The organism is Acidovorax bellezanensis (genome assembly GCF_025421555.1).
Taxonomy (GTDB): Bacteria; Pseudomonadota; Gammaproteobacteria; order Burkholderiales; family Burkholderiaceae_C; genus Comamonas; species Comamonas bellezanensis.
The window spans coordinates 569,484-582,717 of sequence record NZ_JAODYH010000007.1 but is presented as its reverse complement, the minus strand read 5'-3'; the positions used below and the strand labels follow the sequence as shown (position 1 = coordinate 582,717).

The window sequence follows — 13,234 nt, the reverse complement described above, 5'->3', positions numbered from 1 at the left end:
TCATGATTCTTTCGATCCAGCATCTTTACTACCTGGTGGGCGCTATCCTGGCGATCACCGCATGCATGACCCTGGCCGACAAGGGCCACTCCAAGCGCTACAGCAGTGCCTTGTTCTGGGGGCTGTATGCCCTGGTCTTTCTGATCGGCGAAAAACTGGCCCCTGAATGGGTGGGCGTGGGCGTCATCGTGATGGCCTTGATCGCCGGTTTCGGTGGCGTGGGCTTTGGCAAGCACAAGCCGCGCACTGACTCTGAATACATGGCAAGCGCCAAGCGCCTGGGCAACAAGCTGTTCATGCCGGCCCTGGCCATTCCCGTCGTGACCGTCATCGGCACGCTGTGGCTGCACAACATCAAGATCGGCGATGTGCCGCTGCTGGACCCCAAGAACACCACCTTGGTGAGCCTGGGCCTGGGCTGTATCGTGGCGCTGGCCATGGCCTGCTACATGACCCGCGAGACGCCCATGCAGGGCATGCGCGAGTCGCGCCGTCTGATCGACGCGCTGGGCTGGGCCGTGGTGCTGCCGCAGATGCTGGGCATGCTGGGGCTGGTGTTTTCCGACGCCGGCGTGGGCAAGGCCGTGGCCTATGTGACGACCAGCTATATCAACATGGACATCCGCTTCGTGGCCGTGGCCGTCTACGTGGTGGGCATGGCGCTGTTCACCATCATCATGGGCAATGGCTTCGCGGCATTCCCGGTGATGACGGGCGGCGTGGGCGTGCCCATCCTGGTGGGCGTCTACCACGGCGACCCTGCCGTGATGGCGGCCATCGGCATGTTCTCGGGCTACTGCGGCACCTTGCTGACGCCCATGGCGGCGAACTTCAACATCGTGCCCGCGGCACTGCTGGAGTTGCCGGACAAGAACGCGGTCATCAAGGCCCAGGCACCTACCGCGCTGGCGCTGCTGGTGGTGAACGTCTTCCTGTTGAACTTCCTGATGTTCCGCTGAGAGGAGCGACTGCATGGGCCTGCCAATGACGAACATCCTGCTCACCGGCTTCGAGCCGTTTGATCAGGACACGGTGAACCCTTCGTGGGAAGTCGCGCGTGCGCTCGCGGACTGGACGCTGGAGGTCGATGGTGTCTCGGCGCGCGTGCATGCCCGGCAGCTGCCCTGCGTTTTTGGCCAGGCGTCCGAGGTGCTGCGCCAGGCGATGCAGGAGCTGCAGCCGCAACTGGTGGTCTGCCTGGGCCTGGCCGGCACGCGCTCGGACATCACGCCCGAGCGCGTGGCCATCAATGTCGACGACGCACGCATTCCCGATAATGCGGGCGCACAGCCGATCGACCAATCCGTCGTGGCCGATGGGCCGGTGGCCTATTGGTCCACGCTGCCGATCAAGGCCATTGCGCGCGATCTGCGGACCGCGGGCATTCCGGTCTCGGTCTCGAACACGGCGGGCAGCTTTGTCTGCAACCACGTTTTCTACGCGCTGATGCATGCACTGGCGGGCCAGGGGCTTGCGGCGCGCGGCGGATTTGTACACCTGCCGCTGCTGCCGCAGCAGGCGGCCCGCATTCCGGGAGCGCCCAGCATGGCGCTGTCCACGCAGGTCGAGGGCATACAGGTGCTGCTGCGCACGGCGCTGACAGTACGCGACGACGTGCAGGAAACGGCTGGAAAGCTTCACTGACGGGCTGCGCCACCAACGATGGAAACCACAAGATGATGAAAATAGATTTGAACAGCGACCTGGGTGAGAGCCTGGGCGCGTGGCGCATGGGCGATGACGCCGCCATGTTGAAGTTGGTGAGCAGCGCCAATGTGGCCTGCGGCTTTCACGCTGGCGATGCCGCCGGTATCTTGCAAACGCTGAAAGAAGCCCAGCGCAACGGCGTCACGGTGGGCGCGCATGTGGCCTATCGCGACCTCGTGGGCTTTGGCCGGCGCAACATGGACGTGGCCAGCGAGGATCTGGTGGCCGATGTGATCTACCAGATCGGCGCTCTGCAAGGCCTGGCCGCGGCTGCCGGCACGCGCGTGCGCTACGTCAAGCCCCACGGCGCGCTCTACAACACGATTGCCCATGACGCACGCCAGGCGCGCGATGTGATCAAGGCCATGCTGGCCGTGGACTCCAGCCTGGTGCTGGTGGCCTTGGCGGGCTCGCCGCTGATTGGCTGGGCCCGGGATGCAGGCCTGCGCACCGTGGCCGAAGCGTTCGCCGATCGCGGCTACATGCCCGACGGCAGCCTGGTCTCGCGCCGCGAAAAGGGCGCCGTGCTGCACGACGCTGAAGCCGTCGCGGCCCGCATGCTGCGCCTGGTGAGCGAAGGCGTGGTCGCCGACGTGAATGGCAACGACGTGCGCATCCAGGCCGACTCGATCTGCGTGCACGGCGACAGCCCGGGCGCCGTGGAGATGGCACGTTCCGTGCGCGAGCGCCTGCAGGCCGCCGGTGTGGAAATCGCCTCGTTTGTGGCGGATACGGCCCAGGCCGCGGGGTAAGCCGGTATGCGCTTTTTGCCTGTCAATTTGAACGCGGTGCTGGTCGAGCTCGACGATCTGGCCCAGACCCTGGCCTTGCTGCAATCGCTGCAGACCGAGCCGGTGGCGGGCGTGCAGGAGCTGATTCCCGCAGCCCGCACGCTGTTGATCTATTTTTCTCCCGAAGTGACGACGCTGCCGGTGCTGATCGCCGAAGTCGGCCGGCGCAGCATAGGCGCGCAGGTCCAGCGTTCCAGCCACAGCGTGCAGATTCCCGTGCAGTACGACGGTGAGGATTTGCAGGAAGTCGCCGAGCTGCTGGGCGTGACACCGCAGGACGTGGTGCGCATGCACACGGGCGCGGAATACTCCGTGGCCTTCACCGGCTTCGCGCCGGGCTTTGCCTATCTGTCGGGCGGCCATCCCTTGCTGGATGTGCCCCGGCGCAAGACGCCGCGCACGCGCATTCCGCCCGGCTCGGTCGGCCTGGCGGGTACTTTCAGCGGCGTCTATCCCCAGGCCAGCCCCGGCGGCTGGCAGATCATTGGTGCGACGCCCGTCAGCATGTGGGATCTGGAACGCGTGGCGCCTGCGCTGCTGCAGCCCGGCTACCGCGTGCAGTTTGTCGATGTGGCCACGCTGTCCACTCAAGCGCTGGCGGCGTTGATGGCCGCATGCGCGGGCGAGCGCGTGGTCCACGCCGACCGCGCGGCAGCCGCGCCCGCGGCGTTTCGCGTGGAGTCGCCCGGAATGCAGACCCTGTTCCAGGATGCCGGCCGCCATGGCCAGGCCGGGCAGGGCGTGGGCACGTCCGGCGCCATGGACCGCAGCGCCTTGCGCGCGGCCAATCGCGTGGTCGGTAACGGCGCGGATGTCGCCTGCCTGGAAGTGGCCTATGGCGGATTGACGCTGCAGGCCTTGCAGGCCGCCGTGGTGGCCGTGACCGGGGCCGATGCCTTGATCGAAGTCTTGACGGCGCAGGGCCAGCGCGTTGCCGTGCAGGCCTATGCGCCGCTGGCGCTGGATGCGGGCGACCGCCTGATCGTGAATTCTCCGCTGGCGGGTACGCGCAACTATGTGGCCGTGCGCGGCGGCTGGGCCGTGACGCCGGTGCTGGGCAGCGCGTCCACGGACACGCTGGCCCGCGTGGGACCGGCGGCGCTGGCGGCGGGCGACGAATTGCAGGTGGGCACAGGTAGCGCTCTGGCGCCCGTGGCACTGTCCGAGCAGCCCTCGTTTGCCATGCCCAAGGCTGGCGACGTGGTCTGCCTGGATGTGGTGATGGGGCCGCGCGCGGATTGGTTCGCGCAGGAGTCGCTGGCGCTGCTGGGCGCCCAGGAGTGGCTGGTCACGCCCCAGTCCAACCGTATCGGTATCCGCCTGCAAGGGGAGGCTGCCTTGGTCCGCTCCCAGACGCAGGAATTGCCCAGCGAAGGCACGGCACTCGGAGCCATCCAGGTGCCCGCCAGCGGCCAGCCCGTGCTGTTCCTGGCCGACCATCCGCTGACCGGCGGCTATCCCGTGATCGCCAGCGTGGCCAGCCACCATCTGGACCTGGCCGGGCAGATCCCGGTGAATGCCAAAGTGAAATTCCGCGTGATCCGCGATTTTGACGTCGTCGAGACCGCTGCACCGGCCCAGGCCTGAGTGCGCAGCCGACACCCGAGCTCACAGAATAAAGAGTTGAATGCCATGAAAAAAGTCCTGATTGCCAACCGTGGCGAGATCGCTGTCCGCATTGCCCGCGCCTGCGTCGACTATGGAGTGAAATCCGTCGCGGTCTATGCCGATGCCGACATCAATGCCTTGCACGCACGCATGGCCGACGAGGCCTATGGCCTGGGCGGCGAACGTCCCGCGGACACCTATCTGAACATCGCCAAGCTGCTGGAAGTCGCGCGCAAAAGCGGTGCCGACGCCGTCCATCCGGGCTATGGCTTTCTGTCGGAAAGCGCGGCGTTTGCCCAGGCCGTGCTCGACGCCGGCCTGATCTGGATCGGCCCCTCGCCCACCGCCATCGCCTGCCTGGGCGACAAGGTGCAGGCGCGCAAGCTGGCGATGAAAGTCGGTGCGCCTTTGGTGGCCGGCACGGCAGAGCCCGTCAAGGACGCCCAGGAAGTGGTGGATTTCGCCAAGCAGCACGGCCTGCCCGTGGCCATCAAGGCCGCGTTTGGCGGCGGCGGCCGTGGCATCAAGGTGGCATGGAAGCTCGAGGAAGTGACCGAGCTGTATGCATCGGCCGTGCGCGAAGCCGTGACGGCCTTTGGTCGCGGTGAGTGCTTTCTGGAGCAGTTCCTGGACCGTCCACGCCACGTCGAAGCGCAGGTGCTGGCCGACCAGCACGGCAACGTGCTGGTACTGGGCACGCGCGACTGCTCCTTGCAGCGGCGCAACCAGAAGCTGGTGGAAGAGGCTCCCGCGCCTTTCCTGTCCGACGAACAGCGCGCGCGCATTCACCAGTCGGCCAAGGATATCTGCGCGGCCGCGGGCTATACGGGCGCGGGCACGGTGGAATTCCTGCTGAGCCAGAACGGCGCCATCTCTTTCCTGGAAGTGAATACGCGCCTGCAGGTCGAGCACCCCGTGACCGAGGAAACCACGGGCATGGATCTGGTGGTCGAGCAACTGCGCATCGCCGACGGTCTGCCGCTGCGCGTGCTGGAAACGCCCAAGCCCACTTGCCATGCGCTGGAGTTCCGCATCAACGCCGAGGACGTGGGTCGCGGTTTCGTGCCAACGCCGGGCCTGATCACGCTTTTCGAGGCACCTTCGGGTCCTGGCGTGCGCGTGGATAGCGGCGTGGTGTCGGGTTCGACCATTCCCGGTACCTTCGACTCCCTGATGGCCAAGCTGATCGTGACCGGAGCGACGCGCGAGCAGGCGATTGCGCGCGCGCGCCGCGCCTTGAAGGAATTCCGCATCGAAGGCGTGGCCTCGGTGCTGCCTTTCCACCGCGCCGTGCTGGATCAGCCGGATTTCACTGCGCAGACCGCGAAGGACTTCAAGGTCCACACCCGCTGGATTGAAACCGACTTCGCGAACGACCTGGCGGCCGCTGCCCGCGTGACGCCCATGGGTGCCACGGCGCTGCACCGCACGGCCATGGAAATCGACGGCCGCCGCGTGAGCCTGGGCCTGCCGCCCGAACTGCTGGCCGGAATGCAATCCGCGTCCGCCGTGGGCATGCTGGCCAGCCAGGCCGTGGTCGCCGTGCAGGACGCGTCGGCCGTGGCCGCGCCCGTGACCGGCACGCTGCATGCCTGGCATGTGGCCGAAGGCGATGTCGTCGCCATCGGCGATGTGATTGCCGTGATGGAAGCGATGAAGATGGAAATGCAGGTCACCGCGCACCGCGCCGGCCGCATCGCCATCCAGGCCGCAACAGGCGCCTATCAGCAACAAGGCACTTGCATCGCTAAAATCGTCTAATACAGGCTTTGTGCGGCAGATGTAAAATGCGCGAATAAGCACCACTGTTTCAACGTACAAGGGCGAGAAAGGCAATCTGGTTATGACACCGCGAACTACATCCTCGGAGATGTTTGTCGGCCCTCAATAGGCCGGCCGTTCGCGCCTGCACGAGATTTTTCTTTCTCTCCCTCTCAAGCGCGGACCCGATCCGCGCTTTTTGTTTTTGGCAGAGCGCGCATCGACTCCCCCCAAACAAGGTTTGACAAGGAATTCCATGATCCACATCACGCTCCCCGACGGTTCCCAACGCGAGTACCCCGGCCCGGTCACCGTGGCCGAAGTTGCCGCCTCCATCGGCACTGGCCTGGCCAAGGCCGCGCTGGCCGGCAAGGTCGGTTCCGGTGACGCTGCCAAGGTGGTCGACACCAGCTACCTTATCGAACAGGACACTCCGCTGTCCATCATCACGGCCAAGGATGCCGATGGCCTGGACGTCATTCGCCATTCCACGGCCCACTTGCTGGCCTATGCGGTCAAGGAATTGTTTCCCGACGCCCAGGTGACCATCGGTCCGGTGATCGAAAACGGTTTCTTCTACGACTTCGCCTACAAGCGCCCGTTCACGCCCGAAGACCTGGTGGCGATCGAGAAGCGCATGGCCGAGCTGGCCGCCAAGGACGAGCCCGTGGTGCGCCGCGTGCTGCCGCGCGACGAAGCCGTGGCGTATTTCAAGGGCCTGGGCGAGCACTACAAGGCCGAAATCATTGCCAGCATCCCCAGCGATGAGGATGTGAGCCTGTACCGCGAAGGCAACTTCGAAGACCTGTGCCGCGGCCCCCACGTGCCCAGCACCGGCAAGCTGAAGTTCTTCAAGCTGATGAAGGTCGCGGGCGCTTACTGGCGCGGCGACCACCGCAACGAAATGCTGCAACGCGTCTACGGCACGGCCTGGGCCAGCAAGGACGAACTCGCGCAGTACCTGCACCGTCTGGAAGAAGCCGAAAAGCGCGACCACCGCAAGCTCGGCCGCGAACTCGACCTGTTCCACATCGACGAGCACTCGCCGGGCACCGTGTTCTGGCACCCCAAGGGCTGGGCGCTGTGGCAAGTGGTTGAGCAGTACATGCGCCGCGTCTACAGCGATAACGGCTACCAGGAAGTCAAGGGTCCGCAGATCCTGGACAAGGGCCTGTGGGAGAAGACCGGCCACTGGGACAAGTACCGCGACAACATGTTCGTCACCGAAAGCGAAAAGCGCGACTACGCGCTCAAGCCGATGAACTGCCCGGGCCACATCCTGATTTTCAAGCAGGGTATCAAGAGCTACCGCGATCTGCCGCTGCGCTACGGCGAGTTTGGCCAATGCCACCGCAACGAACCCACGGGTGGCCTGCACGGCATCATGCGCGTGCGCGGCTTCACGCAGGACGACGGCCACATCTTCTGTACCGAAGACCAGATCCAGCCCGAAGTGCTGGCCTTCAGCCGCCTGCTGCAAAAAGTCTATGCCGACTTCGGCTTCACGGAAATCATCTACAAGGTCGCGACCCGGCCCGAAGCCCGCATCGGCTCGGATGAAAGCTGGGACAAGGCCGAAGCCGCGCTGATGGACAGCCTGCGCGCTTCCGGTTGCGACTTCGAGATTTCGCCCGGCGACGGTGCTTTCTACGGCCCCAAGATCGAGTACACCTTGAAGGACGCACTGGGTCGCCAGTGGCAGTGCGGTACCATCCAGGTCGACTTCTCCATGCCCGAGCGCCTGGATGCGGAGTACGTGGGTGAAGACGGCAACCGCCATCGTCCCGTGATGTTGCACCGCGCCATCGTTGGCAGCCTGGAGCGTTTCCTCGGCATCCTGATCGAGCAGTTCGCCGGCGCCTTGCCGGCGTGGCTGGCTCCGGTGCAGGTGGCGGTGCTCAACATCACCGATTCGCAGGCCGACTACTGTCGTGAAATTGCTGAAAAACTGCAAAAAGCACTGCCAGGTCAAGACCTTAAGGTGGTCACGGATCTGCGCAACGAAAAGATTACGTATAAAATACGCGAGCATTCGTTGCAGAAGCTGCCTTACATTCTTGTCGCAGGCGACAAGGAGAAGGCAGCTGGAGCGGTTGCAGTGCGCGCCCGGGGCAATAAAGACCTCGGCGTGATGTCCGTTGACGCTTTCATCGAATTGATCGCCAGCGACATCACCTCCAAAGTCTGACTGAGATGTCAGGTTCTGGCTTGCGTGCACAGCGCACGCAAGCAGGCTACGCTGTTGTAGCCATTTAGATTCAAGGGTGAAAACCATAGCTACTGAATTTCGCGATCGCCGTCACCGTGAGGAGCGCAAGCACCGCCTCAACCGTGAAATCATGGCGCCTGAAGTGCGCCTGTCCGGCCCTGAAAACGAGCCCCTCGGCATTGTTCCCATCATGGAAGCATTGCGCATGGCGGGTGAGTTGGACGTTGACTTGGTAGAAATTGCCGCTACAGCCAATCCGCCGGTTTGCCGGCTGATGGACTACGGCAAGTTCAAATACCAGGAGCAAAAGCGTGCCGCCGAGGCCAAGGCCAAGCAAACGGTCATCGAGATCAAGGAAGTCAAATTCCGTCCCGGTACCGACGACGGCGACTACAACATCAAATTGCGCAACATCCGCCGCTTCCTGGCGGAGGGTGACAAGTGCAAGATCACGCTGCGTTTTCGCGGACGGGAAATCACGCACCAAAATTTGGGCTTGGCTTTGCTCAATCGCATTCGCGATGATCTGGCCGATACCATTGCAGTGGAGCAGTTCCCCAAGCTGGAAGGTCGCCAGATGATCATGATGATCGCTCCGGCCAAGAAAAAGCCAGCACCTGTCAAGGCTCAGGGCGATGCGCCCACAACGCCCGCAGCTTGAGGCATAATCTCTGCTTGCAGCAAAAGTGAGCCGTAAAGGCTCACTTTTTCTTTTGCGCTGCGTGGTTCACGCCATGCAGCGGAGCAGGGCAACGGATTCGTTCGTTGCCCTGCAAGCTGGCCTGAAATGGCTGGCAAAGAAGTGGCTCGGGGCCAACAAGTTCGCACTCTTTTGTGCGAACGCCTCACGAGCACAATCAATAGGAGCATACACATGCCCAAAATGAAGACCAAGAGCAGCGCGAAGAAGCGATTCCGCGTTCGTCCCGGTGGCACCGTCAAGCGCGGTCAAGCCTTCAAACGTCACATCTTGACCAAGAAGACCACCAAGAACAAGCGTCACCTGCGTGGTGCGGTTGCTGTGCACGAGACCAACATGGCCTCCGTCGCACAAATGCTGCCCGGCTTTGGCTTGTAATTAACTGACGAACAAGGAGTACTTACATGCCTCGCGTCAAACGTGGTGTAACGGCCCGTGCCCGTCACAAAAAAGTTCTGGCCCTCGCTAAGGGTTTTCGCGGTCGCCGCGGTAATGTCTTCCGTATCGCTAAACAAGCGGTAATGAAGGCTGGGCAATATGCCTACCGTGACCGTCGTAACAAAAAGCGCGTGTTCCGTCAGCTGTGGATTGCTCGTATCAACGCCGCTGCGCGTGAACTGGGCATGACCTACAGCGTGTTTGCCAACGGCCTGAAGAAGGCATCGATCGAAATCGACCGCAAGATGCTGGCCGATATCGCGGTGCACGACAAGGCTGCTTTCGCAAGCATCGTGGAACAAGTCAAGGCCAAGCTGGCTGCTTGAGTTCACGGCCTGTAGCTACATAACCTGTAGTTGCTAATGCACTAACAACAAGGGCTAGGGCTTGAAAAGGCGCTAGCCCTTGTTTATTTTCAAGAGTCGATATGAACGAGTTGGATTCTCTGGTCGAAAGCGCGCAACAACTGTTTGCGCAAGCCGCCACCCCCGCTGATCTGGAAAATGCCAAGGCCCAGTTCCTGGGCAAGTCCGGTCGTGTGACCGAACTGATGAAGGGCATGGCGCAGCTTTCCGTCGACGAGAAGAAATCGCGCGGCGCCGCCATCAACGTCACCAAGCAGGCGATTGAAGCGGCCCTCACGGCCCGTCGCCAGGCGCTGGCCGATGCCGAACTGCAAACCCAACTCAAGGCCGAAGCGCTGGACGTGAGCCTTCCCGGTCGCCGTCGTGGCGCTGGCGGTCTGCACCCCGTGTCGCTGACGCTGGAGCGCATCGAAGGCATTTTTGCCTCCATGGGCTTTGACGTGGCCGAAGGCCCGGAAATTGAAACCGACTGGTTCAATTTCACGGCGCTCAACACGCCTGAAGACCATCCCGCGCGTTCCATGCACGACACCTTCTATGTCGAAGGTGGCTCGGAGAACGCGCCCAACCTGTTGCGCACGCACACCAGCCCCATGCAGGTGCGTTATGCGGTGCAGCATGTGAAGAAATACCAGGCCTTGATCGATGCCGGTCAGGCCATGCCCGAGATCCGCGTGATCGCTCCGGGTCGCACCTACCGTGTGGACAGCGATGCCACGCATTCGCCCATGTTCCACCAGTGCGAAGGCATCTGGATTGGCGAGAACGTCAGCTTCAAGGACTTGAAGGTGGTGTTCACCGATTTCTGCCGCACGTTCTTCGAGAGCGACGATCTGGTGCTGCGTTTTCGCCCCAGCTTCTTCCCGTTCACCGAACCCAGCGCGGAAATCGACATCCAGTTCCAGACCGGCCCGCTCGCGGGCAAGTGGCTGGAAGTCGCCGGTTCGGGCCAGGTGCACCCCAACGTGGTGCGCAACATGGGCTTGGACCCCGAAAAATACATCGGCTTTGCTTTCGGCATGGGTCCCGACCGCCTGACCATGCTGCGCTACGGTGTCAATGACCTGCGCCTGTTCTTCGACGGCGATGTTCGCTTTCTGTCGCAGTTCCAGTAATCGCCGCACCTACCGCTGGCGCCTGCGTCTGGTGCGCAGGCCCGTTTGAAGCCAAAGAGTCTGACTATGCAATTTCCTGAATCCTGGTTGCGCGCGTTCTGCAACCCGCCCCTGAGCACCGCCGAGCTGGCGCACACCCTGACCATGGCCGGTCTGGAAGTCGAGGAGCTCGCGCCCGTCGCCCCGCCGTTCACGAAGATCGTGGTGGGCGAGATCAAGGAAGCGCTGCAGCATCCGAACGCCGACCGCCTGCGCGTGTGCCAGGTGGACGTAGGCCAGGCCGAGCTGCTCACCATCGTCTGCGGCGCGCCCAATGCCCGCGTGGGCATTCGCATCCCCTGCGCCATGGTGGGCGCCGAGCTGCCTCCTGGCGAAGACGGCAAGCCCTTTCTGATCAAGATCGGCAAGCTGCGCGGCGTCGAAAGCTACGGCATGCTGTGCTCGGCGAAGGAGCTCAAGCTCGCCGAAGACCACGGCGGCCTGCTGGAGCTGCCCCTGGACGCGCCCCTGGGCCAGGACATCCGTACCTACCTGAGCCTGGACGACACGCTGTTCACGCTCAAGCTCACGCCCAATCTGGCGCATTGCCTGAGCGTCTACGGCATTGCCCGTGAAGTCGCGGCCCTGACGGGTGCGCCTTTGCTGGCGCCGAGCTTCACGACCACGCCCGTGGGCAGCGACGCCAAGCTGGGCGTCAAGATCAGCGCGCCGGATCTGTGCGGCCGCTTCACCGGTCGTGTGATCCGCAATGTCAACACCCAGGCCAAGACTCCCGCCTGGATGGTCGAGCGCCTGGAGCGCTGCGGTCAGCGCAGCGTGGCGCCGCTGGTCGACATCTCGAACTACGTGATGTTCGAGCTGGGCCGGCCTTCGCATATTTTCGATCTGGACAAGATCCACGGCGGCCTGGATGTGCGCTGGGGCCGTCCCGGCGAACAGCTCAAGCTGCTCAACGGCACGACCGTCACGGTCGACGGCCATGTGGGCGTGATCGCCGACGATCAAGCCATCGAATCGCTGGCCGGCATCATGGGCGGCGACGCCACGGCCGTGTCGGATGACACGCGCAACATCTACGTCGAAGCCGCTTTCTGGTGGCCGCGTGCCATCGCCGGCCGTTCGCGCCGTTTCAACTTCTCGACCGACGCGGGCCACCGCTTCGAGCGCGGCGTGGATCCCAGCTTCACGCCCGAGCATGTGGAACGCATCACCCAACTGGTGCTGGAAATCTGCGGCACGCCCGAGACCGAGTGCGGCGCGATCGACGACCAGATCGTCAACGTGCCCGCGCCCCAGCCCGTGCTGCTGCGCGTGGCGCGCGCGGCCAAGGTGATCGGCATGCCCGTGAGCCAGCAGCAATGCGCCGATGCACTGCAAGGCCTGGGCCTGGCGGTGACGCAGGGCGATGGCGTGCTGACGGTGACGCCTCCGTCGTACCGTTTCGATATCGCGCTGGAAGAAGACCTGATCGAGGAAGTCGCGCGCATGCTGGGCTATGGCCAACTGCCGACGACGCCGCCCGTGGCACCGATCACGCCCAAGCTGCGTGCCGAAAACCGCCGCAGCAGCTTTGCCGTGCGCCGTGAACTGGCCGGCCTGGGTTACCAGGAAACCATCAATTTCAGCTTTGTGGAAGAGCGCTGGGAGCATGAGCTCGCTGGCAACGCCAACCCCATCAAGCTGCTCAACCCCATCGCCAGCCACATGAGCGTGATGCGCAGCTCGCTGCTGGGCTCGCTGCTGCAGGTGGTGAAGTTCAACCTGGACCGCAAGGCCCAGCGCGTGCGCGTGTTCGAACTCGGTCGCGTCTTCCTGCGCGATGCCAGCGTGCAGAACACCGACACCACGGTGCAGGGCTTTGATCAGCCCATGCGCATCGCCGGCATGGCCTGTGGCCCGGCCGACCAGCTGCAATGGGGCCGCAAGGACCAGGCCGTGGACTTCTACGACCTCAAGGGCGACGTCGAAGCCTTGCTGGCGCCGCTGCGCCCCAGCTTCGAGCCCGCCCAGCACCCGGCCATGCACCCGGGCCGCTGCGCGCGCGTGCTGCTGGACGGCAAGGCCATCGGCTTTGTCGGCGAGCTGCATCCCCAGTGGCGCCAGGGCTGGGAACTGCCCCAGGCACCGGTGATGTTCGAGCTGGAGCTCGACGCCGTGCTGCTGCGCCAGGTGCCCGAGTTCCGTCCCGTGGCCAAGCACCAGTCGGTGGAACGCGACATCGCCGTGGTGGTGGCCGAGTCCGTGACCCACGCCGAGATCATGGCGGCCGTGGATGCAGCGGCTGCCGACAGCGTGCTGCGCTCGGCCGTGCTGTTCGACGTGTTCCGTGCCAAGCCTTTGCGTGCGGGCGAAACGCCGGCACCAGGCGCTTTGGCGCCGAATGAGAAGAGCCTGGCCGTGCGGCTGGTGCTGGGCAGCGACACCGCCAGCCTGACCGAAGCCGAGATCGAGGCCGCCATGAAGGCGGTGATCGAGCAACTGGTGGCGCGCACGGGCGCGCGCCTGCGCGGATGATGGGGTCGGCGAGCATGTCCCAAGAA

General features: G+C 64.0%; 11 protein-coding genes. All 11 read left to right on the top strand.

Annotated elements, in window-relative coordinates:
* The first annotated feature begins 2 nt into the window (after positions 1 to 2).
* Positions 3 to 959, top strand: a complete 957-nt coding sequence (locus N0K08_RS16705) for a DUF979 domain-containing protein (RefSeq protein ID WP_261501515.1) — start codon at positions 3 to 5, stop codon at positions 957 to 959.
* A gap of 13 nt (positions 960 to 972) precedes the next feature.
* On the top strand, positions 973 to 1,644 hold the full coding sequence (gene pcp, locus N0K08_RS16700; RefSeq protein ID WP_408642962.1) for a pyroglutamyl-peptidase I: 672 nt from the start codon (positions 973 to 975) through the stop codon (positions 1,642 to 1,644).
* Between the two features lie 35 nt (positions 1,645 to 1,679).
* The gene (locus tag N0K08_RS16695) at positions 1,680 to 2,459 is read left to right on the top strand and encodes a LamB/YcsF family protein (protein ID WP_261501514.1); all 780 of its coding nucleotides are present in this window, start codon (positions 1,680 to 1,682) and stop codon (positions 2,457 to 2,459) included.
* A 6-nt stretch (positions 2,460 to 2,465) separates the two neighbouring features.
* The gene (locus N0K08_RS16690) at positions 2,466 to 4,085 is read left to right on the top strand and encodes a 5-oxoprolinase subunit B/C family protein (RefSeq protein WP_261501513.1); all 1,620 of its coding nucleotides are present in this window, start codon (positions 2,466 to 2,468) and stop codon (positions 4,083 to 4,085) included.
* A gap of 45 nt (positions 4,086 to 4,130) precedes the next feature.
* A complete protein-coding gene (locus N0K08_RS16685) occupies positions 4,131 to 5,867 on the top strand; it encodes an acetyl/propionyl/methylcrotonyl-CoA carboxylase subunit alpha (RefSeq protein ID WP_261501512.1) in 1,737 nt (578 codons plus the stop codon).
* A 256-nt stretch (positions 5,868 to 6,123) separates the two neighbouring features.
* A complete protein-coding gene (thrS, locus tag N0K08_RS16680; protein WP_261501511.1) occupies positions 6,124 to 8,055 on the top strand; it encodes a threonine--tRNA ligase in 1,932 nt (643 codons plus the stop codon).
* Positions 8,056 to 8,131: 76 nt separating this feature from the next.
* Positions 8,132 to 8,737 carry a translation initiation factor IF-3 gene (gene infC / locus N0K08_RS16675; RefSeq protein ID WP_261501510.1) on the top strand — a complete coding sequence of 202 codons (606 nt, stop codon included), beginning with the start codon at positions 8,132 to 8,134 and terminating at the stop codon, positions 8,735 to 8,737.
* A 213-nt stretch (positions 8,738 to 8,950) separates the two neighbouring features.
* Complete coding sequence (gene rpmI / locus N0K08_RS16670; protein ID WP_159912882.1) at positions 8,951 to 9,154, top strand: 50S ribosomal protein L35; 204 nt, start codon at positions 8,951 to 8,953, stop codon at positions 9,152 to 9,154.
* A gap of 26 nt (positions 9,155 to 9,180) precedes the next feature.
* The gene (rplT, locus tag N0K08_RS16665; protein ID WP_159912880.1) at positions 9,181 to 9,540 is read left to right on the top strand and encodes a 50S ribosomal protein L20; all 360 of its coding nucleotides are present in this window, start codon (positions 9,181 to 9,183) and stop codon (positions 9,538 to 9,540) included.
* Positions 9,541 to 9,641: 101 nt separating this feature from the next.
* The gene (pheS, locus tag N0K08_RS16660; RefSeq protein WP_261501509.1) at positions 9,642 to 10,694 is read left to right on the top strand and encodes a phenylalanine--tRNA ligase subunit alpha; all 1,053 of its coding nucleotides are present in this window, start codon (positions 9,642 to 9,644) and stop codon (positions 10,692 to 10,694) included.
* Positions 10,695 to 10,760: 66 nt separating this feature from the next.
* Entirely contained in the window at positions 10,761 to 13,208 is a 2,448-nt protein-coding gene (pheT, locus tag N0K08_RS16655; RefSeq protein WP_261501508.1) for a phenylalanine--tRNA ligase subunit beta, read from the top strand.
* Positions 13,209 to 13,234: the final 26 nt, after the last annotated feature.

What these genes read in the sequence shown, in the direction of transcription:
- pcp (WP_408642962.1), top strand. Translation starts at nt 973, where the DNA reads ATGGGCCTGCCAATGACGAACATCCTGCTCACCGGCTTCGAGCCGTTT.
- rpmI (WP_159912882.1), top strand. Translation starts at nt 8,951, where the DNA reads ATGCCCAAAATGAAGACCAAGAGCAGCGCGAAGAAGCGATTCCGCGTT.
- thrS (WP_261501511.1), top strand. Translation starts at nt 6,124, where the DNA reads ATGATCCACATCACGCTCCCCGACGGTTCCCAACGCGAGTACCCCGGC.
- pheT (WP_261501508.1), top strand. Translation starts at nt 10,761, where the DNA reads ATGCAATTTCCTGAATCCTGGTTGCGCGCGTTCTGCAACCCGCCCCTG.
- pheS (WP_261501509.1), top strand. Translation starts at nt 9,642, where the DNA reads ATGAACGAGTTGGATTCTCTGGTCGAAAGCGCGCAACAACTGTTTGCG.
- N0K08_RS16705 (WP_261501515.1), top strand. Translation starts at nt 3, where the DNA reads ATGATTCTTTCGATCCAGCATCTTTACTACCTGGTGGGCGCTATCCTG.
- N0K08_RS16690 (WP_261501513.1), top strand. Translation starts at nt 2,466, where the DNA reads ATGCGCTTTTTGCCTGTCAATTTGAACGCGGTGCTGGTCGAGCTCGAC.
- rplT (WP_159912880.1), top strand. Translation starts at nt 9,181, where the DNA reads ATGCCTCGCGTCAAACGTGGTGTAACGGCCCGTGCCCGTCACAAAAAA.
- N0K08_RS16695 (WP_261501514.1), top strand. Translation starts at nt 1,680, where the DNA reads ATGAAAATAGATTTGAACAGCGACCTGGGTGAGAGCCTGGGCGCGTGG.
- N0K08_RS16685 (WP_261501512.1), top strand. Translation starts at nt 4,131, where the DNA reads ATGAAAAAAGTCCTGATTGCCAACCGTGGCGAGATCGCTGTCCGCATT.